We start from the raw sequence: 24,956 nt of genomic DNA, 5'->3' as shown, positions 1-24,956 counted from the left end.
CCCGCCGGGGAGAAGAGGTTCGTTGACGCTGCAAGCTCATCTCCCCTCGGGGAGAGGTCGGATTGCTCCGAATTGCCCTTTGCAATTCGGTCTTGGCAATCCAGGCGAGGGGGACTTTCGCAGTCCCTACAGCGCCTTGGCGATCTCAGCCGCCAGCCTTGCATTGTTCTCGACCAGCGCGATGTTGGTCTTCAGGCTGCGGCCGCCGGTGAGTTCGAGGATTTTTCCCAGCAGGAACGGCGTCACCGCCTTGCCGGTCACGTTGAGCGCCTCGGCCGCCTTTTGCGCGGCTTCGATATAGCCCGCCATCTCCTCGGCCGGGATTTCCTGGTTCTCCGGCACGGGGTTGGCAATCAGCATGCCGCCGCCCAAGCCCAGAGCCAGGCGTGTCCGGTAGAAATGCGCGATATCTTCCGGTCCGTGCAAGGTCAATGGCGCCCGGAACGGTGACTGCCGCGACCAGAAGGCCGGCATCGTCTCGCAGCCATGGCCGACCACGGGCACGCCGCGCGTCTCCAGCACTTCCAGCGTCTTTTCGATGTCGAGGATCGCCTTGGCGCCGGCCGAGACGACGATCACCGGTGTACGCGCCAATTCATCGAGGTCGGCCGAGATGTCGAAGCTCTTTTCCGCCCCCTTGTGCACGCCGCCAATGCCGCCGGTGGCGAACACCTTTATCCCGACCATGTCAGCCGCGATCATGGTGGCGGCGACCGTGGTGCCACCGGTGCGGCCCTGCGCGACGGCGAAGGCGAGATCGGCGCGCGACAGCTTCATGGCGTCACCGGTCATCGCCAGCGATTCGCGTTCGCCGTCCGAAAGCCCGATCTTGATGCGGCCGTTGACCACCGCGATGGTTGCCGGCACGGCGCCGCCGTCAGCGATGATCTTTTCGACGTTGGCCGCCATGGCGCCATTGTCGGGATAGGGCATGCCATGGGTGATGATGGTGCTTTCGAGCGCCACCACCGGGCGCCCGGCGGCCAGGGCCTGCGCCACCGGTGCGTGGATATCGATGAAGGGGCGGGCGGTCTCTGGCGTCATCTCTGATCTCCAATCCGGAGTGCGGCGCATCCATCAGGAAAGCGTAGCTTCACCGCGTGTTGTGAACTTGCCGGGTCTCATGCCACTTCCCTGGCATCCGGCACAAGGGCCAGCGCTTCCGCGAAACTCGCCGCGGTGAATTCGGGCACCGCGTCGGCGCTTTCGATGGCCAGCGTTGCCGCGGCGACGCCCTCGCGCACGGCGTGGCGCAGCGGCTGGCCCCGCAGCAGTGCTGCGACCGTCGCACCTGCCAGCGCGTCGCCGGCGCCGGTGACATCGGCGACTTTTCTGGGGGCAGGCGGCAGGATCGAAAAGGCGCCTGTCTCATCGAAACCCAGCACAGGGCCGCTGCCGGCCGTGACCACGCCGCTGGCAAGGCCGCTGCACCGCAACCCGTCGACCATTTCCCGCTCGGCGGCCGCTGCATTGACACCGGCCAGCACGACGGCCTCTCGCCGGTTCATGAAGAGCTGGGCCAGCCCGCCGAGAACCGGTATCAGCCGCGTTACCTTCGCCGGCGAAATCGCGATGGCGAAAACCGGTTTACCGGCGGCGAGCGACAGCAGCCGCTCCAGGGCGGCCGACGGCAGATTGGCGTCGCACAGGATGGCATCGGCGGCGGCCACCTCCTGGCGTATCTTGGAACGCCTGATCTGCTTGGGAAAAGCCAGGTCGTACAGTGCCATGTCGGCAAAGCCGACGATCAATTCGCCCTCGCGATCAATCAATGCCGTGTAGCTCGGCGTGGTACGGTCGAGGAACACCGCCGAAAGATCGGCGATGCCTGCCTCGGCGATGGCCCGTGAAACCGTATCGGCCGACGCATCGCCGCCCCGCATCGACACCAGGGAGGCCGACACGCCGCGCCGCACCATGCTGCGCAACGCATTGAAGACGCCCCCGCCGACATCCTCGCGCATCGTGCCGGGATTGGAGGCTGCCGGCACATAGGGACCGTACACCTGGCCACGCCGGTCGATATGGGCGCCGCCCACGGCCAGGATCTTCGGGGATTCCACCATGGTGGCGATATGACCTTTGTTGTTGCGGCCGCACAAGCGCTAGAGTGCGCGACAGAGCTTCGCATGCTGGTCGGCGATTCGGTCGGGCGATACGATCGAGCCGTCTGGCCCAATGCGGAGCCCGTTCGTGCCCGGGTTTGCGAGACAAAAAAAGGACAAACCGCGATATCCTTTGTTTTTCAGTTGGTTGTCACCCCTTGCCAAATGAGAACAAAAAAGGTACAAAATGGCAGGGATTACGGATTGTCCGGCCTTCATTGACGACCAAGGGGTGATGTATCATGGCTCAGAATTCTTTGCGGCTGGTAGAGGATAAGGCAGTGGACAAATCAAAGGCTCTGGATGCGGCGCTGTCGCAAATCGAGCGGGCTTTCGGCAAGGGCTCGATCATGCGGCTCGGCGCCAACGAGCAGGTCGTCGAGATCGAAACGGTGCCGACCGGCTCGCTCGGCCTCGACATCGCGCTCGGCGTCGGTGGCTTGCCGCGCGGCCGTATCATCGAGATCTATGGGCCGGAAAGCTCCGGTAAGACGACCCTGGCCCTGCACACCGTGGCTGAAGCCCAGAAGAAGGGCGGCATCTGCGCCTTCGTCGATGCCGAACACGCGCTCGATCCGGTCTACGCCCGCAAGCTCGGCGTCGATCTTGAAAACCTGCTGATCTCGCAGCCCGACACCGGCGAGCAGGCGCTCGAGATTTGCGACACGCTGGTGCGTTCCGGCGCCATCGACGTGCTGGTGGTCGATTCGGTGGCGGCGCTGACGCCGCGTGCCGAGATCGAGGGCGAGATGGGCGATTCGCTGCCGGGTCTGCAGGCCCGCCTGATGAGCCAGGCGCTGCGCAAGCTGACCGCGTCGATCTCGCGCTCCAACACCATGGTCATCTTCATCAACCAGATCCGCATGAAGATCGGCGTCATGTTCGGTTCGCCCGAAACCACGACCGGCGGCAACGCGCTGAAATTCTACGCTTCGGTTCGCCTCGACATCCGCCGTATCGGCTCGGTCAAGGATCGTGACGAGGTCGTCGGCAACCAAACCCGCGTCAAGGTGGTCAAGAACAAGTTGGCGCCGCCCTTCAAGGTGGTCGAGTTCGACATCATGTATGGCGAGGGCGTCTCCAAGACCGGCGAACTGGTCGACCTCGGCGTCAAGGCCGGCGTGGTCGAGAAATCGGGCGCCTGGTTCTCCTATAATTCGCAGCGTCTCGGCCAGGGCCGCGAGAATGCGAAACTGTTCCTGCGCGACAATCCCGATACCGCGCGCGAGATCGAGCTGGCGCTCAGGCAGAATGCCGGATTGATCGCCGAAAAGTTCCTCGAAAATGGTGGCTCCGAGGGCAATGGCGACGACGGTTTTGAGGACGAAGCCGGCGCGATGTAGGCAACGGTCAGAATTTGGCCATAAATCCAGACTATTAGTCAATGCTTAAGTAACAGAGTTCTGTAGTTCCGCGTTCCAAACCGCCGGCCTTCGCGCCGGCGGTTTTCGTTTGGGCGGCCCCGCAAGTGCCGGTGCAAAGCGCGAATTGGCCCAATTCCGTGTTTCTGGACAGGGTCAAGAGCTACGGCTAAAAGGCCAGCTCCATCTTCTAGAAAATACAGAGCCATCTCCCGCCGGTCCGGCCGGCGGCTCTCTTGAAAAGGCAGTATCCATGAGTGGCGTCAACGAGATCCGGTCGACCTTTCTCGACTATTTCCGCAAGGAAGGCCACGAGGTCGTGGGCTCGAGCCCGCTCGTGCCGCGCAACGATCCGACATTGATGTTCACCAATGCCGGCATGGTGCAGTTCAAGAATGTCTTCACCGGTTTGGAGAAGCGGCCCTATTCGCGCGCCACCACAGCCCAGAAAAGCGTCCGCGCCGGCGGCAAGCACAACGATCTCGACAATGTCGGCTATACCGCGCGCCACCTGACCTTTTTCGAGATGCTCGGCAATTTCTCCTTCGGTGACTATTTCAAGGAGCGCGCCATCGAGCTTGCCTGGAACCTCATCACCAGGGAGTTCGGGCTGAAGAAGGACAAGCTGCTGGTCACCGTCTATCACACGGACGACGAGGCGGCTGGCTTCTGGAAGAAGATCGCCGGTTTCTCCGACGATCGCATCATCCGCATCCCGACCTCGGACAATTTCTGGGCGATGGGCGACACCGGTCCTTGCGGACCATGCTCGGAAATCTTCATCGATCGTGGCGAGCACATCTGGGGTGGACCTCCCGGCAGTCCCGAGGAAGACGGCGATCGCTTCCTCGAATTCTGGAACCTGGTGTTCATGCAGTATGAGCAGGTGACGAAAGAGGAGCGCGTCGACCTGCCGCGCCCGTCGATCGACACCGGCATGGGCCTGGAGCGCATGGCGTCCATCCTGCAAGGGGTGGAGAGCGTCTTCGAGACCGACCTGTTTCGTCATCTGATCGATGCGGCATCCTCGGCACTTGGGCGCGCGCCCGACGCCGAAACGGTTGCGTCCTACCGTGTCATTGCCGATCATCTGCGCTCGTCCTCCTTCCTGGTCGCCGACGGCGTGCTGCCGTCGAACGAAGGCCGCGGCTATGTGCTGCGTCGCATCATGCGCCGCGCCATGCGCCATGCGCAGTTGCTGGGGGCGAACGAGCCGCTGATGTGGAAGCTGGTGCCGGCGCTGGTGCGCGAGATGGGCCAGGCCTATCCCGAACTGGCACGCGGCGAAACGATGATCGCCGAGACCCTGAAACTCGAGGAGACCCGTTTCCGCAAGACGCTGGTGCGTGGCCTCGGGCTGCTGTCCGAGGCGACGGAGAAGCTCGGCGCCGGCGACATGCTCGATGGCGAAACGGCATTCAAGCTCTACGACACCTATGGCTTCCCGCTCGACCTGACGCAGGACGCGCTGCGGCAGCGCAGCATCTCGGTCGACCTTGCCGGCTTCACCAATGCGATGGAGCAGCAGAAGGCGGAGGCGCGCAAGCACTGGGCCGGGTCCGGCGAGGCCGCCACCGAGACGGTTTGGTTCTCCGTGCGTGAAAAGACCGGCGCCACCGAATTCCTCGGCTACGAAACCGAGCAGGCGGAAGGCCTCATCGAGGCGCTGGTCAAGGACGGCAAGACCGTCGACAGCGCCGGCAAGGGCGATGCGGTCGCCGTGGTCGTCAACCAGACGCCGTTCTACGGCGAGTCCGGCGGCCAGATGGGTGACACCGGCATAATCTCGGGCGAGGGCTTCTCGATCGAGATTTCCGACACGCAAAAGAAGGCCGATGGCCTCTTCGTGCATCTCGGCAAGGTGGTCGCCGGCACGGTCAGTCCGGGTGCCGCGGTCGAACTTAAGGTCGATCATGCCAGGCGCTCCCGGCTGCGCGCCAACCACTCGGCGACGCACCTGATCCACGAGGCGTTGCGCGAGGTGCTGGGCACCCATGTCGCGCAGAAGGGTTCGCTGGTCGCACCCGAGCGTCTGCGCTTCGACATCTCGCACAACAAGCCGATCTCCGCGCAGGAGCTCGAAGAGGTCGAGCGCATGGCCAACGAGATCGTCGTGCAGAACGGCCCGGTGACCACGCGCCTGATGTCGGTCGACGACGCCATTGCCGAGGGCGCGATGGCGCTGTTCGGCGAGAAATATGGCGATGAGGTGCGCGTCGTGTCGATGGGCACCGGCTTGCATGGCGCCAAGGCCAACCGGCCCTATTCGGTCGAGCTCTGCGGCGGCACGCATGTCAGGGCGACCGGCGATATCGGCCTGGTGCGCATCGTCTCGGATGGTGCTGTCGCCGCCGGCGTGCGCCGCATCGAGGCATTGACCGGCGAGGCCGCGCGCAGGCATCTCGATGAGCAGGACCGACGCCTGAAGACCACGGCGGCGACGCTTAAGATTTCGCCCGCAGATGTGCCAGCGCGCGTCGAAGCGCTGCTCGAAGAGCGCAAGAAGCTCGAAAAGGACCTGGCCGAAGCGCGCAAGAAACTGGCGCTGGGCGGTGGGTCGCCTGCTGATGCTCCTGCCGCCAACGAGATCGTCGCTGGCGTCGGCTTTCTCGGCAAGGCGGTGTCAGGTGTCTCGCCAAAGGACCTGAAGCCGCTGGCCGATGCCGGCAAGACTTCGTTGGGTTCTGGCGTCGTCGTGTTCGTTGGCGCCGGAGAAGACAACAAGGCGAGCGTCGTGGTCGCTGTCACCGATGATCTCGTCGGCCGTTTCAGCGCTGTCGACCTTGTTCGCGTGGCCTCCGCCGCATTGGGCGGGCAGGGCGGCGGCGGCCGCCCCGACATGGCGCAGGCCGGCGGCCCGGATGCGTCGAGGGCCGATGATGCGATCGCGGCAGTGAGGGCGGCGCTCGAGGCAGCGTAGCTACCATGCGTGGGGCCAGGCGGGATCCCTTCTCTTGGGGCAGCGCTGCCCCTCATCTGGCTGCCGCCATTTTCTCCCCGTAGAACGGGGAGAAGGGCGCTTTCGTCGCGCCCTTCGCCAATCGCCCTCGTTGCAGAAGAGCGCCGACAACGCGACCAGCCTCTTTCTCCCCGTTCACGGGGAGAAATGCCCGGCAGGGCAGGGGCGGCGCGACGTCGAGGAAGCTCACCTCGAGTTATACGCTTTTTCGGTACGCACGAAGCTCGGGCGGCCAGCCATTCGCAAATACAAATCCCAGATGCCTGCAAACTGCGCCAGCAATCCCCGCCCTTCTGGAACCTTGACGAAGTAGGCGATGATCGGCGCCGCGTGCAGATCGGCCAGGGTCAGCTGGTCGCCGAGCAGCCAGGGTCCATCTTGCTTCAGCGAGGTCAATACCTTCAGCACCGTCTCTGCCTGCCGCAGGCCATCCGCGATCAAGCTCTCGTCGGGCACTTCCTTCTCCAGACGCTCGACCGCGACATCCCAGACCATGGCCCGATAGCCATGGGCGTCGAACATGCCGATGATCTGGTTCATCCGCGCGCGGCCGCGCGGATCCTTTGGCTGCAAGGGTGGACCGTCGAAAGCGTCGTCGATATAGCGCGCGATCGCACTCGACTCGAACAGGCGGAACCCCTCATGCTCGAAGGCCGGGATGCGGCCGAACGGGTGGTGCTCGAAATACCAGGCGGGGATGCCCCCGGCGGCAAAGACATCGACCGGCACAAGCTCATAGTCGACGCCCTTCTCCTCCAGCGCCATGCGCGCTATGCGCACGTAAACACTGTAGTCCGCGCCGTACAGGACCGGTTTGGCCATGCTGCCAGTCCTTGCCTTCGTTTTCGTTTGACCCAAAAAGCGAAGGCTCCTTTTGGAGCCTTCGGCATGTGGAGCGGGAGATGTTTACGCCATTGCCTTCTGCAAATTCTCGTCGATCTTGTCGAGGAAGCCGGTGGTCGAGAGCCAGGGCTGGTCGGGGCCGATCAAGAGCGACAGGTCCTTGGTCATGAAGCCGCTCTCGACAGTCTGGATGCAGACCTTTTCCAGCGTCTCGGAAAAACGCTTCAGTTCGGCGTTGTCGTCGAGCTTGGCGCGGTGCGCGAGGCCTCGCGTCCAGGCGAAGATCGACGCGATCGAATTGGTCGAGGTTTCCTCGCCCTTCTGATGCTGGCGATAGTGGCGGGTGACGGTGCCGTGCGCGGCTTCCGCTTCGACGGTCTTGCCATCCGGCGTCATCAGCACCGAGGTCATCAGGCCGAGCGAACCGAACCCTTGCGCCACCGTGTCAGACTGGACGTCGCCGTCATAGTTCTTGCAGGCCCAGACATAGCCGCCCGACCATTTCAGGCTCGAGGCCACCATGTCGTCGATCAGGCGGTGCTCGTACCAAAGCTTCTTCGACTTGAACTCGGCCTCGAATTCAGCCTCGTAGACTTCCTGGAAAATATCCTTGAAGCGGCCGTCATAGGCCTTGAGGATGGTGTTCTTGGTCGACAGGTAGACCGGATAGTTGCGCAGCAGGCCGTAGTTCAGCGACGCCCGGGCGAATTCGCGGATGGACTCGTCGAGATTGTACATGGCCATGGCGACACCGGCGCCGGGCGCGTCGAACACGTCGTGCTCGATGACTTGGCCGTCCTCGCCGACGAACTTGATCGTCAGCTTGCCCTTGCCGGGAAAGCGGAAATCGGTGGCGCGATACTGGTCGCCGAAGGCGTGGCGACCGACGATGATTGGCTTGGTCCAGCCGGGCACCAGGCGCGGCACGTTCTTCATGATGATCGGCTCGCGAAAGATGGTGCCGCCCAAAATGTTGCGGATGGTGCCGTTCGGCGATTTCCACATCTTCTTCAGCTTGAATTCCTCGACGCGCTGCTCGTCGGGGGTGATGGTCGCGCATTTCACGCCAACACCGTATTTCTTGATGGCGTTGGCCGAATCGATGGTCACCTGGTCGTTGGTGGCGTCGCGATGCTCGATGCCCAGGTCGTAATATTCGAGCTTGAGGTCGAGATAAGGGTGGATCAGCTTGTCCTTGATGAACTGCCAGATGATGCGGGTCATCTCGTCGCCGTCGAGTTCGACGACCGGGTTCGCCACCTTGATCTTCGCCATGGAAAGAATGCCTCGTTGCTGGGAATGGGACGGCCTTGCCCGCGTGGCGTCGGCCGGGGATGCCGCCCGTATATCAAAGCGCTTTTGGCCACGCAAACGGCGATCGGTCACGAATGTGAGCCCACGGCGCCGTCATTTGCGAATGCTTCATTTTCGCGGCCGAATATGGCAGGGGACGCTGAAATGCCGCAAACAGCAGTTCATTGACAATCATGCCCATTACCAAAGATCCCGATAACACCGCAGCCGGTCCGGCGATCATCCTTGTCGAGCCGCAACTCGGCGAGAATATCGGCATGGTCGCCCGCGCCATGGCCAATTTCGGACTGTCGGAGCTGCGCCTGGTCAATCCGCGCGATGGCTGGCCGAGCGAGAAGGCGCGTGCCGCCGCCAGCCGTGCCGATCACGTCATCGATGCCGTCAAGGTTTTCGACGATCTGGCCTCGGCACTTGCCGACCTGAACTTCGTCTTCGCCACCACCGCCAGGCAGCGCGACGGCTTCAAATCCGTGCGCGGCCCGGTGGAAGCGGGCAGGATGCTGCGAGCCCGTCACGGAATGGGGCAGCGCACCGGCATCCTGTTCGGTCGCGAGCGCTTCGGCCTCTACAATGACGAGGTTGGCCTCGCCGACGAGATCGTCACTTTCCCGGTCGATCCTGATTTCTCCTCGCTCAACATCGCCCAGGCGGCCTTGCTGATGTCCTACGAGTGGATGAAGTCGGGCCTGGAGGACGAGACCAGGACCAATTTTTCGGGGCCGGAGATGAAGCCTGCAAGCAAGGAAGAATTGCACGGCCTGTTCACCTATCTCGAAGGCGCGCTCGAGGCGCGCGGCTATTTCAGGCCGGCGCCGAAGAAGCCGAAAATGGTCGACAACCTCCGCGCCGTGCTGACGCGGGCAGGCTTTGCCGAACCGGAGCTCAAGGTGCTGCGCGGCATCATCTCTTCGCTTGACCGGTTCTCGCCGGCGATGCCGCGCGGCGATGGGTCACCTGGCGATGACCCCAGGCGTTTGCCCGCGGCGGCGGCGCGCGCCCGCAAGGCGGAGGCGACTGGTCGGGCGCCGGGCGCTAGCGGCGACGACACGGACACGCCACTGCTCGGCGGCAAGGGAACCGACAATGACTGACCAGCCGATCCTGATGTTCGATTCCGGCGTCGGCGGTCTGACCGTGTTGCGCGAGGCACGCGTCCTGATGCCCGACCGGCGCTTTATCTATGTCGCCGACGATGCCGCTTTTCCTTTTGGCGCCTGGGAGGAGCCGGCCCTAAGGGAGCATATACTAGGATTATTCGCCAAACTGCTCGACCGCTTCGCGCCGGCCATCTCGGTTATCGCCTGCAACACCGCCTCGACACTGGTGATCGACGCGCTGCGCGAAAGATTTCCCGGCCATCCCTTCGTCGGCACGGTGCCGGCGGTCAAGCCGGCGGCCGAGCGCACGCGCTCCGGGCTGGTCTCGGTGCTGGCGACGCCGGGCACGGTGAAGCGCCAGTATACGCGCGACCTGATCAGCAAATGGGCGCAGAAATGCCATGTCCGCCTGGTCGGCAGCGACAGGCTGGCTGGCCTGTCCGAAGCCTATATGCGCCAGGGCTTCGTCGACGAAGAGGCCGTGCGCGCCGAGATCGAGCCATGCTTCATCGAGCGCGACGGCATGCGCACCGACATCGTCGTGCTGGCCTGCACGCACTATCCCTTTCTGGTCAATCGCATGCGCAAGACCGCTCCCTGGCCGGTCGACTGGATCGATCCGGCCGAGGCGATCGCACGGCGCGCCCTTTCGCTGCTGCCGCCGATCAATGGGGCGCTGCCGCAAGCCGAGCCTGATATCGCGGTCTTCACCTCGGGCAAGGCGGACTTCGCCGTCAGCCGCCTGATGCAGGGGTTCGGGCTGACCGTTCACTTGGACAGCGGCAAAGCCGCCCGCCACTCAAACAGGTTCGAAGACGATGCTGCGTTGATCCGGATCGGCCAGGACTAGCCTAAGCGTCAGACCATCACCCTGTCTGAGCCCCGAGGCCTTCACGGTGGCAACGACAGCCATGTCGGCAAGCTGAATGCGCACGCCATGGTCGACGAAGTCGGTGACGACGGCTTTGAACGTCTCGCCCTCGCGCCCCTCCAGCATTACCGCCTCGGCAAGGTCGATGGCCGCGTGGTTGATCTGCGAAGCGCGGCTATCCGCGCGTCCCATCGCCTTCGGCAACCTGGCAAACGCGTCGGTAACAGCCTGGGGCACGGGCTGGCCGTCGGCGATAGCCAGCGCGCAGCGCACGACATAACGATCGGCAAGGCGCCTCAGTGGGGCGGTTGCATGGGCATAGGTCGCGGCCATCGCCTCATGCCATGGGACAACGCCGTCCTGATACGGTTGATAGGATGCGCCGGGGCTTGCATGGCGGATTTCCAGCATCAGCGCCGCCTGATGCGGATCGGTCGGATCGAGGGTTCGCTGATAGTCCCGCAAGCTGGTCGAGGCCGGCCAGGACAGTCCGAGAGCCTGTGCCGCGTTGCGCAGCCTTTGAACCTTGAGGGCATCCGGCCCCGACATCACCCGAAAAAGGCCGGTATGATGCGCAAGCATGGCATCGGCGATCGCCATGTTGGCGGCCAGCGAAAGCGCGGCGTTGTCCTGCTCGGATTGCAGAAGCGGCCTGAACGAAAGCCGGAATGTGCCGTCGGCAAGCCTTTCCACCTCCTGCTCGGGTGGGTCGACGCGGGAAGCCCCACGGCGCCGCTCATTCGCCGCCATGCGCCGCGCCATTTCGGCGAAGCCGGCCGGGACATCGGAGGCCTTCACGCTGTCATAGGCGAGCTTCGCGCGGCTTTGAATGATTGCCCGCTCCGCGCCGTCCAACTTCGTCGCGCCGTCCTGCGCAACCCGAACCGTGAAGATAGCAGCTGGACGGGGTCCATCCGGCAACAGGCTCGCCGCACCCTCGGCAATTACCGGCGGATAGAGCCCGGCCTTGCCGTCCGGCAAGTAAAGCGTCTCGCCCCGCGTCCAGGCTTCGCGATCGATCGCGTCGCCGTCCTCGACGAACCAGGCCACGTCGGCGATGGCGTAATGAAGCAGAAGATCGCCACCGCTGGCCTCGATCGAGAACGCCTGATCGAGATCGGTGGAAGCAGCCGGATCGAGCGTGACGAACGGCATTTCAGTTCGATCGGCATGCTGGTTGGGCACACGTTTGGCCGCCGCCTCCGCCGCGGCAAGCACATCGGCCGGAAATCCGTCCGGAACGTGGAATTCGGCGCGGATTTTCGCCAGTCCCGCGGAGAGAACCTGTGAGGGATCGGTCAGGGATTTCATTCAGCCGTCCTACACTGGGGTTCCGGACACGAGAAGGCTGCCGACGAAAATCGCCGAGCGCGGCCAAGGGTTGGCACCAGGCGGACGGGGAGCAGCGCCACTGGCGCTGGAACCGCCGCCGAAGCGTGGCGTTTCTCCTGACAGCAAAGGAGACCCGCCATGCCAGCCACTTCGAAAGCCCAGCAGAAAGCCGCCGGCGCCGCACTCTCCGCCAAACGCGGCGAGACCAAGAAAAGCGAACTCAAGGGCGCCTCCAAGGGCATGTATGAATCGATGAATGAAAAGCAGCTCGAGGAATTCGCCGAGACGAAGCGCAAGGGATTGCCGGAGAAAAAATCCTAGGATTGAGCGCTCGAGCCAGACTACCTTGGAATGAAAAAGGGCCAGCGACGTTCGCTGGCCCAGGAATTGTGGCGTTGAACAGCCTTACCAGCGGCAGCGCCGTATTCTCTCGACGATCACCCTGCGATGGCCATGCCGCCACACCACTCGCTTCTTCACGACGATGCGGCAGACCTGCTTGTGGCCGTGCCAATGACGCGCCATGGCCGGCTCAGGGGCCACCGCCATCGACCCGGCAAGCACCGCGGCCCCTGCCAGGGTAAGGAAAAACTTCTTCATGCAATTAAGCTCCTCTAGCTCCAGTCCCTTCCTGGTGCCGCTGGCGCAAACCTCCCGCCACATCGGCATCGCATCAACGCCTTGGACGCTATACGGTTGCGTTGCGCCGCGCCACTCACAAGCTTGACACCGGTTAAATCTCGGTTTAACCAGCCGCCAACGCCGGGCAGCGATGTCCGGTGTTTGTTTTGCATACGCAAGATCTGTCACGACAATCGTTTCCGATCTTGTTTGAACTGACGTGTCCCGTGGGTTTTCCGCCGCGTTGCGTGGGAAAACCCTGTCAGGTCTCGAAAACAGAGGCCAGAGGAGGGCGCGTTTCCTTCACCCGGACCATGAGGTGCCGGGTGTGTTGTCTTTGAAAGGGAATGCGATGAGCAAGCGCGAATCCGCGAAATACAAGATCGACCGCCGTCTCGGCGAAAATATCTGGGGCCGCCCTAAGTCCCCGGTCAACAAGCGTGAATACGGCCCCGGCCAGCATGGCCAGCGCCGCAAGGGCAAGCTTTCCGACTTCGGCCTGCAGCTCCGTGCCAAGCAGAAGCTGAAGGGCCACTACGGCGACGTGTCGGAAAAGCAGTTCCGCAAGGTCTATGAAGAGGCCGATCGCCGCAAGGGCGACACCTCGGAGAACCTGATCGGCCTGCTCGAATCGCGTCTCGACGCGGTTGTGTACCGCTCCAAGTTCGTGCCGACCATTTTCGCCGCCCGTCAGTTCGTCAATCACGGCCACGTCAACGTCAACGGCAAGCGCGTCAACATCGGCTCGTATCGCTGCAAGCCGGGCGATGTCGTCGAAGTGCGCGAAAAGTCGAAGCAGCTGGTCATCGTCCTGGAATCGGTTGGCCTCGCCGAGCGTGACGTGCCGGACTACATCGAAGCCGATCACAACAAGATGGTCGCGACCTTCTCGCGCATCCCGGGCCTGGCGGACGTTCCGTTCGCCGTGCAGATGGAACCGAACCTGGTCGTCGAATTCTACTCGCGCTAAGCGAACGCTTTTTTTGCGATACCGGAAAGGCCGCCCTCGAGGCGGCCTTTTTGTTTCGGGCACCCGCTTTGCGGGTGTGTCGCTAAAATCAATTTCGATTTTCCAGACAATGCGCTAAGCCGGGCGGAAGTCACATCCGGGGCCGTCGCGCCATGAACATGCAGCCAGACATCGAAACACTAGAACCGGCCGCCGAAGGCGGCTCTCACCCGCTGTTCGCCGATGTGCCGTCGTCGGTCGAGTTCAACAAGCTGCGCAAGCGACTGCTGCGGCTGACCCGCCAGGCGATCGAGGATTTTTCGATGGTGAAGCCGGGCGAGCGCTGGCTGGTCGCGCTGTCGGGCGGCAAGGATTCCTACGGTCTGCTGGCCATGTTGCTTGATCTCAAATGGCGCGGGATGCTGCCAGTCGAGTTGCTGGCCTGCAATCTCGACCAGGGCCAGCCGAATTTCCCCAAGCATATCCTGCCCGACTATCTCGACACCAACGACATAGCGCACCGTATCGAATACCGGGACACCTATTCGGTCGTGACCGACAAGCTCCCTGAAGGCAGCACCTATTGCTCGCTCTGCTCGCGGCTGCGGCGCGGCCATCTCTACAGGATCGCGCGCGAGGAAGGCTGCTCGGCCCTGGTCCTCGGCCATCATCGCGAGGACATCCTCGAAACCTTCTTCATGAACCTGTTCCACGGCGGGCGGCTTGCCGCCATGCCGCCAAAACTGCTCAACGACGAAGGCGATGTGATGGTGTTGCGGCCGCTGAGCTACTGTGCCGAAATCGATCTGGAGAAATTCGCTGCCGCGATGCGGTTCCCGATCATCCCTTGCGATCTCTGCGGCAGCCAGGAGGGGCTGCAGCGCAACGCCATGAAAGCGATGCTCGAGGACATCGAAAAGCGCATGCCCGGCCGCAAGGACACCATGATTCGCGCTCTGTCCAACACCAGGCCGTCGCATTTGCTCGACCGAAAGCTGTTCGATTTCGCCGCCCTCAATGAAACCCTCGCGATCAGGCAAGACATTTCCGATGACATTTGACGACACCGCGATCGACTGGCTGGCCGGCATTCTGGCCGAGGCAGCCCAAGCCGAAATCATGCCGCGCTTTCGCCGACTGGGCGACGGCGACATCAGGCAGAAGACTTCCGCCGCCGACCTGGTGACGGAGGCCGATGTCAACGCCGAGCGGCTGATCACCGCCAGGCTGCGCGATCGCTATCCCTCTGCCATGGTGGTGGGCGAGGAGGCCTGCTCCGAAGATCCGGCGCTGCTCGACGGCTTGGCAGATGCCGAACTGGCGTTCACCGTCGATCCGGTGGACGGCACCTTCAATTTCGCGTCCGGCGTGCCGCTGTTCGGCGTCATGCTGGCGGTCGTGGTCAGGGGGGAGACGGTCGCGGGCATTATCCATGATCCGGTGGGCAAGGACTGGCTCATCGCCGCCAGGGGTGCCGGCAGTCATATCAGGCATGCCCATGGCAGCATGGAGAAAGTGCGTGTGGCGGCGCCAGTGCCGATCTCGCAGATGACCGGCGCGGTGTCCTGGCAATATCTCGACGAACCGGAGCGCTCACGCCTGGCGCGCAACCAGACCAAGGCACTGTCGCAGTTCGCCTATCGCTGCGCTGCTCACGAATATCGCCTGCTGGCGAGCGGGCATGCGCATTTTGTCGTCTACAACAAGCTGATGCCCTGGGATCATCTGCCCGGCGTGCTGATCCATCAGGAGGCCGGCGGCCATGCCGCTCGGATCGACGGCAGTGCCTATCTGCCTTCGCATGTCGATGGCGGCCTGCTTGTCGCGCCGGACCAGGACAGCTGGCAGGAACTGCGCCGCGAGCTGTGGGCGGAATAGGACCAATTCCTGTGGCTTGAACCGTTGTATGATCGAGTCGGGCGTTTTGGCGGAGGCTCTCGGATGAAACCTCGGTTCGCAATTTTTGCGGCGGCTCTTGCCGTGGTGCCGTTTGCGAACGCGGCAATCGCGCAAGAACGCCCCTGTCACAGTCCCGATCCTATCGACACCATCAAGGAGATGTCGGACGCTATCTATGCCTGCTGGAAGCCGCCACCCGGAACCGCGGGCATGTCCTTGACCATCCAGTTCTCGCTTCGTCGCAACGGGACGCTGATCGGGACGCCTCGCGCCACCTATTCCGATCTGGGGGTCGATCCGCGGCTCAGCCGAGCCTTCGTGGCGTCCATTCTCAAGGCGCTCGACGACGCTCTTCCATTGCCCTTTTCAAATGGCATGGGCGGAGCGATCGCGGGGCGGATGCTCTCTCCTCGCTTCACGGCGGCGCTTGAACGCGCATCCTGACGCCACCAGCAAACGACAATCAATGCAGGTCGGTGACGTGGCCTGAAACGGGGGCGTTCTGCGGCTGGAACATCTTGCCGCGTTCCGCAAACAGGATCATCAGCAGCGCGGCCACCGAGACGCTGCAGAAACCGGCGGCCAGCGGCGTCACCGTGCCGTTGAAAGCCTGCCCGATCAGCGTGCCGAGAATGCCGCCGAGAAAAGTCTGCATGAAACCCAGGATCGATGACGCCGTGCCGGCCAGCTGGCCAAGCGGCTCCATGGCCAACGCATTGAAATTGGCTCCAAGACAGCCAAACGGCAGCATGGCACTGGCAAAGAAGGTGATGAACAGCCAGAGCGGCATCTTCGTTTCCAGTGAAACCACCAGCCAAGCCAGGCTGATCACCAGAAACAGCAACAGCGCGCTTTGAGACAGGCGGCGCATGCCGACGCGGCCGACGAGGCGCGAGTTCAGATAGTTGGAGAAGGCGAGTACGCCCGCGACACCGGCGAAAATGACGGGAAACATCTCGCCGACGTCGAAGATGTTGACGTAGATTTGCTGCGCCGAGGCGATGAAGCCGAACATGGCGCCGAAGATGAAGGTGCTGGCGAAGGCATAGCAGAGCGCGATGCGGTTGGTGAGCACGATGCGGAAGCCGCCGAGGATGGATGAAACCGTCAGTGGCCGGCGATATTCGGGGTGCAGCGTCTCGGGCAGGCGCAGCAGCGACCACGCCGAGACGATCATGGCTCCGACGGCCATGGTGACGAATATCCAATGCCAGGTCGCGAACAGCATGATGAACTGGCCGATGCCTGGAGCCACGACCGGGATCGCCATGAACACCATGAAGATCAGCGACATGACTTCGGCCATACGCCGGCCGTCGAATGTATCGCGCACGATCGAGACCGCTATGACGCGCGTGGCAGCCGCGCCAAGGCCTTGCACGGCGCGGCATATCAAGAGCGTTTCAAAGCTCGGCGCGATAGCGGCCGCGGCGGCCGCCGCCACATAGATGATCAGGCCGGCGACGAGCGGCGATCGGCGCCCGAACCGGTCCGAGATCGGCCCGAAGAACAGTTGGCCGCCGCCGAAACCCAGTATGTAGGCGGTGACCACATATTGCCGATGATTTTCGTTCTCGACCCCCAGCGAGGCACCGATCTGCTGCAGCGCCGGCAGCATGATGTCGATGGCCAGCGAATTGAGCGCCATCAGCGCCGCGCAGAGCGCGATGAACTCCCAGCGCGGAATCGGCAATTGGCTTGCCCGAGGCGAGGTGCTTGCCCCTTGCGGCGCTGATTTCTGCTGGTCCACGGCAAGTCCGATCTCTCAAACGAAAACGCGCCGGCGGGCCGGCGCATTTGGCTCGTCTTGGTCCCGGGATCCGGGCTTGTAAAATTGCCGAGGTGGGGCCGCCCCGGTGGCTTGGGCATGTCGATACCGACACGCCCAAAACTGAAGTCAAGCGGCGCCTTTGACGCTCACGCCCTTCTCGACCAGAAAGGTCTGCAATTCGCCGGCCTGGAACATTTCGCGGATGATATCGCAGCCGCCGACGAATTCGCCCTTGACGTAGAGCTGCGGGATCGTCGGCCAGTTGGAATAGTCCTTGATGCCCTGGCGCAGTTCGGCGGAGTCCAGAACGTTCACGCCTTTGTAGTCGGCGCCGATATAGTCGAGGATCTGGACGACCTGGCCGGAAAATCCGCATTGCGGGAAGCCGGGCGTGCCCTTCATGAAAAGGACGACGTCGTTGCCCTTCACTTCATTGTCGATGTAGTCGTTGATGCCGCTCATGGAATATCCTTTCACGCCTGTGGGAGTCAGGCTCGAAACATGTCCCTCAAATAAACCCATAGGTTGCCCGAAACAAGACTTTAGCCATGCCATCACCCGGATGGCGCAAAGAACGGGCGGCTTTGGGCCAAGCGTGTCGGGTGGAATGCCTCAGTCGGGAACGCTGGTCTGCAGCGCCAGCGCGTGCAGCACGCCGCCCATATTGCCCTTCAGCGCGTCATAGACCATCTGATGCTGCTGGACGCGGCTTTTTCCGCGAAAGCTCTCGGCCACGACCTCAGCGGCGTAATGGTCGCCGTCACCGGCGAGGTCGCGAATCGTCACACGGGCATCCGGTATGCCGTCCTTGATCAGTTTTTCGATGTCGTGGGCGTCCATTGCCATTGCGGAAATTCCTGTTTCGGAAGGGCGGCGGTGCGGCGGCCCATATGATGAGAGTCGGGCAAGCCTAAAGCCTTTCCAATCCGGATTGAAGCGGTTCTGTCCAGTGTCCATTCTGTTGGTGTTCAGGCGATGGGTTCACCCGGCCCCTGCGCCGGCTCATCCTCGCGCATCGAGAAGGCGCGGCCAAGGCTGAAGACCAGCACGTAGAGCGGGAGGTTGACCGCCATGTTGGCGATCGGCAGATAGCTGGTCATTCGCCAGGCGGGCGAGAAGAACGGCTGGCTGTAACCATCGCAGACAAGCGAAGAGCCGTACTCCCACAAGGCCCCCAAAACGGCCGAGACGGCGAAGAGCTTCATGCAGGTGACGACGTGTCTCGTCCGCGCCTGGTCCGGCAGAAGCCGGTTCCAAAGCAGCAGGCAGATGATCGGAACCGCATAGATGAGGTTCTGCAGGACAAGCATCGGAAGCGTGCCGTTGGCCGCGGCGAGGAATTCTCCGCGCGTTTCCAGCCTGGGACAAACCTCGCTCGATGTCGTCGAGAGCAGGAAGAAGACGAACGGCCCGAGACACCAGAAGAAGAACAGCGACGGCCAGAAGACCACTGCAAGCAGCGCCCGGACGGCCAGTTTCTTATGATTGAGCAGGATCTCTGGACAAAACGGTTTTCCCTTTGTCCGAGAAAACCGGTTTCCACCTTTCAGGATCATGCCCTGGTCAACTGGCCTGATCCATGAAGCGCGGGAACCAGCCTTCATGGGCGGCGGTCAAGTCGCTGACCGGGATTGCCCTGGCATCGCCGAGCTTCAACGCGGCGCCGCCGGTCGAGCCGATCCACGGCGCGAAAATGCCGAGTTCGCCCTGCTGCTTGCGGATGGCGTCCCATTCATCGCCATGCGGATCGATCGACAACGTCAGGAGATAGCGGCCCTGGTCTTCACCGAACCAGACCGGGATCGGATCGGTACCGACAAGCCCGGGAACGGTCGCGCCGATGCCCGACGCCATCGCCATTTCGGCCAGCGCCACCGCAATGCCGCCATCTGAGACGTCATGCGCGGCCGTGACGATGCCGGCAGCGATCAACGAGCGTACGTGGTCGCCGACGCGCTTCTCGTGTTCGAGGTCGACCGGCGGCGGCGGGCCGTCGCTGCGGCCGTGGATATCCCTGAAATAGACGGACTGGCCAAGATGCGTTCCCCAGGAAGCCGGTGCGCCGACCAGCAGGATCATCTGGCCTTCCGCGGCGAAACCGATCCGCGCCATCTTCGACCAGTCTGATATCAGGCCGACGCCGCCGATGGTCGGTGTCGGCAGGATGCCCTGGCCGTTGGTCTCGTTGTAGAGCGAGACATTGCCCGACACGATCGGGAAACCAAGCGCCCGGCAGGCGTCGCCGATGCCTTTCACCGCGCCCACCAACTGGCCCATGATCTCAGGCCGTTCGGGATTGCCGAAATTGAGATTGTCTGTGGCGGCGAGCGGCAGCGCGCCGGTGGCGGTCAGGTTGCGCCAGCATTCGGCCACCGCCTGCTTGCCGCCCTCGTAGGGGTCGGCTTCGCAATAGCGCGGCGTCACATCGGAGGAGAAGGCCAGCGCCTTGGTTGGATGGCCCTCGACCCGCACCACGCCGGCGTCGCCGCCCGGAAGCTGCAGCGAATTGCCCTGGATCAGTGTGTCGTACTGTTCCCACACCCAGCGGCGCGAAGACAGGTCCGGTCCGCCAAGCAGCTTCAGCAGCGCATCGGCGAGGTCGGCCTGCGGGATATCGTTGGCGGCAAGCGGCGCCGGCTTCTTCGGCTCGACCCAAGGGCGATCGTATTCGGGAGCCTTGTCACCGAGATCCTTGATCGGCAGGTTGGCGACCTCGTTCCCCTGGTGCCGCACGCGGAAGCGCAGATCGTCGGTGGTCTTGCCGACGATGGCGAAGTCGAGGCCCCATTTGTGAAAGATCGCCTCGGCCTCCTTCTCTTTTTCAGGGCGCAGCACCATCAGCATGCGCTCCTGGCTTTCCGACAGCATCATCTCGTAGGCGCTCATGCGCTCCTCGCGCACCGGCACCTTGTCGAGGTCGAGTTCGATGCCGAGGTCGCCCTTGGCGCCCATTTCGACCGCCGAACAGGTGAGGCCGGCAGCACCCATGTCCTGGATGGCGATCACGGCGCCCGAAGCCATCAGTTCGAGAGAGGCCTCCAGCAGGCATTTTTCGGTGAAGGGATCGCCGACCTGCACGGTCGGGCGCTTCTCGTCGATCTTGTCGTCGAATTCGGCCGAGGCCATGGTGGCGCCGCCGACCCCGTCGCGGCCGGTCTTGGCGCCCAGATAGACGACCGGCAGGCCGACGCCCTTTGCCTCGGACAGGAAGATGGCATCGGTCTTGGCAAGGCCCGCGGCAAAGGCATTGACCAGGATGTTGCCGTTGTAGCGGGCGTCGAAATTGACCTCGCCGCCGACCGTCGGCACGCCGAAGGCATTGCCGTAGCCGCCGACGCCGGAAACCACGCCCGCGACCAGATGCCTGGTCTTGGGATGGTCGGGCGCGCCGAAGCGCAGCGCGTTCATCGCCGCGATCGGCCGCGCGCCCATGGTGAAGACGTCGCGCAAGATGCCGCCGACGCCCGTCGCCGCACCCTGGTAGGGCTCGATGAAGGAGGGATGGTTGTGGCTTTCCATCTTGAAGACGACGCAGTCGCCGTCACCGATGTCGACCACGCCGGCATTCTCGCCCGGGCCCTGGATGACTTGCGGGCCGGTGGTCGGCAAGGTGCGCAGCCATTTCTTCGAGGATTTGTAGGAGCAGTGCTCGTTCCACATCGCCGAGAAGATGCCGAGTTCGGTGAAGCTCGGCCCGCGACCGACCAGGTCCAATATGCGCTGATACTCATCGGGCTTCAGCCCATGCGAGGCGATGAGGTCTGATGTGATCGGGACGGAATTGGAAGTGGTCATGGGCGGCGATTTATGTCCATGGAGCAGGGATTTTGAGTCTCCTCTTATCGCAAGCCTTGCGGTCGATACACCCGTCGGCTGAGGAAAAAGGCAGAAAGCAACAGGGCGATAGATCGCGGCAGGCCTTTTGGTGAGCAGCGAAAGGCGTCCACCCAGCTTTCAAGTCCCCGCAAAACCAAAATGGGGAACGCTCCGATGCCCCGGTCGTTAGGTCCCTATCACCGAGGAGACAGAATCATGGCTACCAAGCAAGGCAAGAACGACAATCGCCTCTCGGACAAGGAAGCTCTCCATATCGCGGAGACCACCGACGTTTCGCCGCGGCAGGCCAAGGAATTGGCTGAGAAGCACGGCAAGGAAAAAGCCGAGAAGGAAGCCAAGAACTTCAAGGCCGAAGGTTGATCCGGGTCTGGTTCTGACAAGTCCAGTGTCGCAAGTCGACGTCTCGAGGCAGCAGGGCGGGTGGCCGCGAACGGTTCAGGAAAAACTGTCGTAGCCCGCGCGGCCCTCGTCCAGCAGCCGCCTGATCACCGCGACGCCGCCGGCAACATCCTCGCGCCCGCTCGGCTGCGAAACACCGAAGCGCACCCCATGGAAAACCCGCTCCGAGCGCCCCGCCTTGAATTCATCCTCATCGTCGATCAGCACGCCATGCTCCAGGCAGGCATTCTTGAACGTGCCGGAAAGCCAGGGATCGGGCAGGGTGAGCCAGACGAACGGCACCTTGTCGTGCGATCTGAATGAGAAGCCCGCCAAACTTTCGCGCACTATGAACATGCGGGCGCTGATCTCCGCGATGCTGCGCTTGCGGATTTCGCTGGCCTGGCCGGAAAGCACCAGCCGGGCATTCACCTCCGCCAGCAGGAATGGCATGCCGCCGGTCATCATCTTGTGGGCGACCCGGATGCGATGGCGATAGGCGGGCGGGCAGGAGAGCCAGCCGCCGCGCAGTCCGGCGGCGACCGACTTCGACAGGCCGCCGGCGATGATGGTGCGCTCGGGCGCGAATTCGGCAAGCAGCGGTGTCGGGTCGTCGGTCAAATGGCCGTAGAGGTCATCCTCGATCAGGATGACGTTGTAATCACGGGCGATACGCGCGATCGCCTCGCGTCGAGCCGACGACAAGGTCACCAAGGTCGGATTCTGCGCCGTCGGTATCAGGAAGATCATCTTGGGGTGCTTTTGCGCGCAGACGCGTTCGAAATCCGCCGGATCGAGGCCTTCATCGTCCGATGCAACCAGCGCGGTGGGGGGGGGGGGGGGGGGGGGGGGGGGGGGATCGGCGGGCGCTGCGGGAAATCTGGGAGTAGGTGAGGTGCTCGAAGGCGACATAGTCGCCGGGCGTGGTCAGGGCCGCGATCGCGGCCATCACCGCGGCGTGGGTACCGAGGGTAGGCACAATTGTATCGATCGTTGGCCGGAAGGCATTCCGGGACAGCCAACGGGCGCCGGCTTCGTACCAGCGATCCGGGAAGTCGCGCGTGTAACTTGAGATCTCATGCGGATGGTCCTGTGCGGTGCGCGACAGGACGTCGGCTACAACGGCGCCCTGGCCGATATCAGGGGCTGCCGTGCTGTCGAACCGCAACTTGCCCTTGGGGGCATCGACATAGCGCGTGCCCTCCACGCTGGTGTCGGGCGCCTCCGGCTTCGTAACCCCGATGTTCTGGCTAAGCACATAGGTCCCGCGTCCGACTTCGCCGCTGACGAGACCGCGCTCGCGCAGCAACTGATAGGCCCGCCCGACGGTGCCGACCGTGGCGCCGATGTCGTAGGCAAGGTCGCGCTGTGGCGGCAGTTTTGCCCCCGCGCCGATCACTCCTCGATCGATATCCGCCTCGATGGAATCCGCGAGACGCTGATACAGCGGGCCTGAACCGGTGAGATCTGGAACCCAATTTGTCATGGTGACAATTTTCTATATTGCACCGTTTTGGGAGTCAATACATATCGGCAGTGCACCCAACCAAGGGTGCAATTGACATTTGGCAGAAGAAAATGAATACAATCGGACCATTCCGCCACTCGGCAATCCAATTGCTCGGTCAGCCTGCTCGCCCGTCCGGGCAGCGCGGCTTCGCCGGCCGAATTGTGCAAGTGCTCAGTTCGCTGGCGAAATGGATCGACCACCTGCTGGAGCGCCGGCGCGGCCGGCTGGCGCTGCTGGAGATGACCGACGATCAACTCAAGGACATCGGCATCTCGCGCTGCGACGCTCACCGCGAAGGCATCAAGCCGCTCTGGGAATAGCGACCCGTCTATCGGATGCCTTTGCTCCCGAGGCGCCCGATAGCGTGGTCGACGAAAACGGCGACGATGCATATCACCAGGAAAAGCGTGGTTATGGCGAGCGCGGCCATGGCGACGCTCTCAACGCCGTTCCTGACGACATCGAGGAAGGGGTAGGGCACTTCGCCCGCCAGCGGCGCGCGCGCCAGCGCATAGGCCAGATAGGCGATGGGATAGAGCACCCACCAGGAGATGTCGCTCCATCGCGTCCTGCCATCGGCGCCCGATATCAGCCACCACAGCACGAACAGCACCGGCGTCACATAGTGCAGCAGGATGTCGCAGAGCAGGAACAGGCCTTGCGGCTGCCAGAGCCGCGCCAGAACCGTGGCATAGACGGTGAACACCAGGGTGATCGAAGCCGCGACGCCCGCGCGCATCCGCGGTCCGGCAAAGGCCGGCAGCCATGCATAGAAGCTGGATGACAACAGCGAAGCGTGGATCAGCACGGCGCCAATGTTGGTCAGGATGGTGAAGAAGCTGAAATAGAACACGATCGAGCCGAGCAGGCCGCGGCCCGCTACCATCGAAGCCGGAATGGTGATCGAGAACTGCAAAGCGAGCGCTATCAGGCCAACAAACAATCCCGCGATCTGCAGGAACCGACCCATGGCAGGCTCAGGCGGTGGCCGCGCAGGCCGGGTTGCCCGCCTGCCAGCGCGCGACATCAGAGCTGATGCGTGCGCCGAGCGGGTCGTTCATCAACGGTCCGAAGACGTCGACACGGCTTGAATTGCCCTGTGCCTGCACGACCAGCAACGGTTTGCCGCCATAGTGCTTGGCCGGCACCAGAAGGAAGCGCGGCGTGCCGCTGAACGAGTTCAGCTCATTGGCCATCTGATACTGCTTGAAGGCCGGATCCTTGCTGGCGATCCAGCATTTGTGGGCCGATATCGCCACCTGTTCCATGGAGAGCAGCGCGGCGCTCTTGCCGGACGGCACGGGCGTGCTCTTGGGGCTCGATTGGCAAGATGCCAAGGCAAAGCCTGACACGGCGATCAGGGCGATCGTCCTGTTCTTGATCAAGCGGCACCCATTTCGAGTTCGGACAGAAAGATCTTCAGGCCGTCGGTCATCTCGCCCCACACCCTGGACAATGCCGGATGCTGCGAAGCGATCTGCTCATAGGCATCGAATCTGGGATAGGCGTCGAGCAGGTCGTGGCGGCCGGTCATGGCGCGGAAATTGTTGAAGATGAACCGCGTCGGCGTCAGCCAGGCATCGGCGAAACTGATGTCGCTGCCGAGCGCGAAGGGGCCTTGCGCCATGCGTGCCTCGATGGCGGCCAGCCCATGGTGCAGACGGGCGAATTGGGCGTCGATCTCGGCAATGTCGCGCTTCGGCACGAAATGCAGTTCGAAAAGCTTCATCGTCGGTGTGAGTACGTCGAGATCGACGATGCGGGCAAACATGCGCACCAGCGCGCGGTCCTTCGAATCGGGCGGCAACAGAGCCGGTTCGGGAAACCGTTCCTCGAGATATTCGGCGATCACCACCGATTCGACGATCGTTTCGCCTGAGCCGGTGATCAGAACCGGAATCCGGTTCATCGGCGAGATGGCGCGAAACGCCTCGGGGATCGGAAAACCGGGCGGCGGCGCGATGATCTTGATCGGCACGTCCTTGATATAGGCCAGCGCCCGCACGATCGAAGAGTAGGGCGACAACGGCCGCGAATAGAGTTTCATGACCGTCTCTCCCTCACGCTATGATCTTTAATTGCCGCAATTCTTAAGGTTGCAGTTGCAAA

General features: G+C 63.1%; 25 protein-coding genes and 1 pseudogene. 11 read left to right on the top strand and 15 right to left on the bottom strand.

Annotation, left to right across the window (positions count from 1 at the left end; all coding sequences use genetic code 11):
- Positions 1–126 precede the first annotated feature (126 nt).
- Entirely contained in the window at positions 127–1,044 is a 918-nt protein-coding gene (locus tag LB554_RS02450; protein WP_224583004.1) for a pseudouridine-5'-phosphate glycosidase, read from the bottom strand.
- 77 nt (positions 1,045–1,121) lie between these two features.
- Positions 1,122–2,066, bottom strand: coding sequence for a carbohydrate kinase family protein (locus LB554_RS02445; protein WP_015318160.1), 945 nt, complete (start codon positions 2,064–2,066; stop codon positions 1,122–1,124).
- A gap of 281 nt (positions 2,067–2,347) precedes the next feature.
- Here LB554_RS02445 and recA point away from each other — a divergent pair, with 281 nt between their 5' ends.
- Both recA and alaS read left to right on the top strand, forming a co-directional pair.
- Positions 2,348–3,448: a recombinase RecA gene (gene recA, locus LB554_RS02440; protein WP_013895892.1), complete on the top strand. Its 1,101-nt coding sequence runs from the start codon at positions 2,348–2,350 to the stop codon at positions 3,446–3,448.
- A 271-nt stretch (positions 3,449–3,719) separates the two neighbouring features.
- Positions 3,720–6,386 carry an alanine--tRNA ligase gene (alaS, locus tag LB554_RS02435; RefSeq protein ID WP_224583003.1) on the top strand — a complete coding sequence of 889 codons (2,667 nt, stop codon included), beginning with the start codon at positions 3,720–3,722 and terminating at the stop codon, positions 6,384–6,386.
- Between the two features lie 225 nt (positions 6,387–6,611).
- Here alaS and LB554_RS02430 read toward each other — a convergent pair whose 3' ends face one another.
- Together LB554_RS02430 and LB554_RS02425 are read right to left on the bottom strand one after the other, a co-directional pair.
- Positions 6,612–7,247, bottom strand: a complete 636-nt coding sequence (locus LB554_RS02430; RefSeq protein WP_224583001.1) for a glutathione S-transferase family protein — start codon at positions 7,245–7,247, stop codon at positions 6,612–6,614.
- A gap of 84 nt (positions 7,248–7,331) precedes the next feature.
- Positions 7,332–8,543 (bottom strand): NADP-dependent isocitrate dehydrogenase, encoded by a 1,212-nt coding sequence (locus tag LB554_RS02425; RefSeq protein WP_140617002.1) that lies wholly within the window; start codon positions 8,541–8,543, stop codon positions 7,332–7,334.
- A 212-nt stretch (positions 8,544–8,755) separates the two neighbouring features.
- Here LB554_RS02425 and LB554_RS02420 point away from each other — a divergent pair, with 212 nt between their 5' ends.
- Both LB554_RS02420 and murI read left to right on the top strand, forming a co-directional pair.
- Positions 8,756–9,673 (top strand): RNA methyltransferase, encoded by a 918-nt coding sequence (locus LB554_RS02420; RefSeq protein ID WP_224582999.1) that lies wholly within the window; start codon positions 8,756–8,758, stop codon positions 9,671–9,673.
- Positions 9,666–10,529, top strand: a complete 864-nt coding sequence (gene murI, locus LB554_RS02415; RefSeq protein ID WP_140617000.1) for a glutamate racemase — start codon at positions 9,666–9,668, stop codon at positions 10,527–10,529. The genes LB554_RS02420 and murI overlap by 8 nt, the downstream gene beginning before the upstream one ends.
- Here the strand turns inward: murI and LB554_RS02410 are convergent.
- Positions 10,479–11,861, bottom strand: coding sequence for an RNB domain-containing ribonuclease (locus LB554_RS02410; RefSeq protein WP_224582997.1), 1,383 nt, complete (start codon positions 11,859–11,861; stop codon positions 10,479–10,481). The genes murI and LB554_RS02410 overlap by 51 nt on opposite strands.
- A gap of 159 nt (positions 11,862–12,020) precedes the next feature.
- Here LB554_RS02410 and LB554_RS02405 point away from each other — a divergent pair, with 159 nt between their 5' ends.
- A complete protein-coding gene (locus LB554_RS02405) occupies positions 12,021–12,203 on the top strand; it encodes a DUF3008 family protein (protein ID WP_015318153.1) in 183 nt (60 codons plus the stop codon).
- Positions 12,204–12,287: 84 nt separating this feature from the next.
- On the opposite strand, the gene LB554_RS02400 is transcribed toward LB554_RS02405, so the two are convergent.
- Positions 12,288–12,482, bottom strand: coding sequence for a hypothetical protein (locus tag LB554_RS02400; protein ID WP_140874111.1), 195 nt, complete (start codon positions 12,480–12,482; stop codon positions 12,288–12,290).
- Positions 12,483–12,855: 373 nt separating this feature from the next.
- Here LB554_RS02400 and rpsD point away from each other — a divergent pair, with 373 nt between their 5' ends.
- The 4 genes from rpsD to LB554_RS02380 all read left to right on the top strand — a co-directional run bounded on the left by rpsD (position 12,856) and on the right by LB554_RS02380 (position 15,795).
- The gene (gene rpsD / locus LB554_RS02395; RefSeq protein WP_023773182.1) at positions 12,856–13,473 is read left to right on the top strand and encodes a 30S ribosomal protein S4; all 618 of its coding nucleotides are present in this window, start codon (positions 12,856–12,858) and stop codon (positions 13,471–13,473) included.
- 152 nt (positions 13,474–13,625) lie between these two features.
- Positions 13,626–14,513 carry a tRNA 2-thiocytidine(32) synthetase TtcA gene (gene ttcA / locus LB554_RS02390; protein ID WP_224582995.1) on the top strand — a complete coding sequence of 296 codons (888 nt, stop codon included), beginning with the start codon at positions 13,626–13,628 and terminating at the stop codon, positions 14,511–14,513.
- A complete protein-coding gene (locus LB554_RS02385) occupies positions 14,503–15,330 on the top strand; it encodes an inositol monophosphatase family protein (protein ID WP_224582993.1) in 828 nt (275 codons plus the stop codon). The genes ttcA and LB554_RS02385 overlap by 11 nt, the downstream gene beginning before the upstream one ends.
- A gap of 231 nt (positions 15,331–15,561) precedes the next feature.
- On the top strand, positions 15,562–15,795 hold the full coding sequence (locus LB554_RS02380; RefSeq protein ID WP_224582991.1) for a hypothetical protein: 234 nt from the start codon (positions 15,562–15,564) through the stop codon (positions 15,793–15,795).
- A 19-nt stretch (positions 15,796–15,814) separates the two neighbouring features.
- Here the strand turns inward: LB554_RS02380 and LB554_RS02375 are convergent, their stop codons facing one another.
- The 5 genes from LB554_RS02375 to purL all read right to left on the bottom strand — a co-directional run bounded on the left by LB554_RS02375 (position 15,815) and on the right by purL (position 20,917).
- Positions 15,815–17,044 carry a multidrug effflux MFS transporter gene (locus LB554_RS02375; RefSeq protein WP_263484967.1) on the bottom strand — a complete coding sequence of 410 codons (1,230 nt, stop codon included), beginning with the start codon at positions 17,042–17,044 and terminating at the stop codon, positions 15,815–15,817.
- 204 nt (positions 17,045–17,248) lie between these two features.
- Positions 17,249–17,584 (bottom strand): Grx4 family monothiol glutaredoxin, encoded by a 336-nt coding sequence (gene grxD, locus LB554_RS02370; protein ID WP_013895877.1) that lies wholly within the window; start codon positions 17,582–17,584, stop codon positions 17,249–17,251.
- A gap of 150 nt (positions 17,585–17,734) precedes the next feature.
- Positions 17,735–17,968 carry a BolA/IbaG family iron-sulfur metabolism protein gene (locus LB554_RS02365; RefSeq protein WP_015318146.1) on the bottom strand — a complete coding sequence of 78 codons (234 nt, stop codon included), beginning with the start codon at positions 17,966–17,968 and terminating at the stop codon, positions 17,735–17,737.
- 122 nt (positions 17,969–18,090) lie between these two features.
- Complete coding sequence (locus LB554_RS02360; RefSeq protein ID WP_224582989.1) at positions 18,091–18,678, bottom strand: hypothetical protein; 588 nt, start codon at positions 18,676–18,678, stop codon at positions 18,091–18,093.
- A 7-nt stretch (positions 18,679–18,685) separates the two neighbouring features.
- Positions 18,686–20,917 carry a phosphoribosylformylglycinamidine synthase subunit PurL gene (gene purL / locus LB554_RS02355; RefSeq protein ID WP_224582987.1) on the bottom strand — a complete coding sequence of 744 codons (2,232 nt, stop codon included), beginning with the start codon at positions 20,915–20,917 and terminating at the stop codon, positions 18,686–18,688.
- A gap of 237 nt (positions 20,918–21,154) precedes the next feature.
- On the opposite strand from purL, the gene LB554_RS02350 reads away from it, so the two are divergent.
- Positions 21,155–21,319, top strand: coding sequence for a hypothetical protein (locus LB554_RS02350; RefSeq protein ID WP_015318143.1), 165 nt, complete (start codon positions 21,155–21,157; stop codon positions 21,317–21,319).
- Between the two features lie 75 nt (positions 21,320–21,394).
- Here LB554_RS02350 and LB554_RS02345 read toward each other — a convergent pair.
- Positions 21,395–22,823, bottom strand: a pseudogene (locus tag LB554_RS02345) (PLP-dependent aminotransferase family protein).
- Positions 22,824–22,915: 92 nt separating this feature from the next.
- Between LB554_RS02345 and LB554_RS02340 the strand changes: the two are divergent.
- A complete protein-coding gene (locus tag LB554_RS02340; RefSeq protein WP_224582984.1) occupies positions 22,916–23,167 on the top strand; it encodes a DUF1127 domain-containing protein in 252 nt (83 codons plus the stop codon).
- An 8-nt stretch (positions 23,168–23,175) separates the two neighbouring features.
- Here the strand turns inward: LB554_RS02340 and LB554_RS02335 are convergent, their stop codons facing one another.
- Genes LB554_RS02335 through LB554_RS02325 form a run of 3 tightly spaced genes read right to left on the bottom strand, consistent with a single transcriptional unit; the run spans position 23,176 to position 24,894 of the window.
- Entirely contained in the window at positions 23,176–23,817 is a 642-nt protein-coding gene (locus tag LB554_RS02335; protein WP_224582982.1) for a Pr6Pr family membrane protein, read from the bottom strand.
- Between the two features lie 7 nt (positions 23,818–23,824).
- Positions 23,825–24,232: a hypothetical protein gene (locus LB554_RS02330; protein WP_224582980.1), complete on the bottom strand. Its 408-nt coding sequence runs from the start codon at positions 24,230–24,232 to the stop codon at positions 23,825–23,827.
- Positions 24,229–24,894, bottom strand: a complete 666-nt coding sequence (locus tag LB554_RS02325) for a glutathione S-transferase family protein (protein ID WP_224582978.1) — start codon at positions 24,892–24,894, stop codon at positions 24,229–24,231. The genes LB554_RS02330 and LB554_RS02325 overlap by 4 nt, the downstream gene beginning before the upstream one ends.
- Between the last annotated feature and the right edge of the window lie 62 nt (positions 24,895–24,956).

It is taken from the genome of Mesorhizobium sp. CO1-1-11 (assembly GCF_020164995.1).
Classification (GTDB): Bacteria; Pseudomonadota; Alphaproteobacteria; order Rhizobiales; family Rhizobiaceae; genus Mesorhizobium; species Mesorhizobium australicum.
This window is presented reverse-complemented; position numbering and strand designations above follow the sequence as displayed.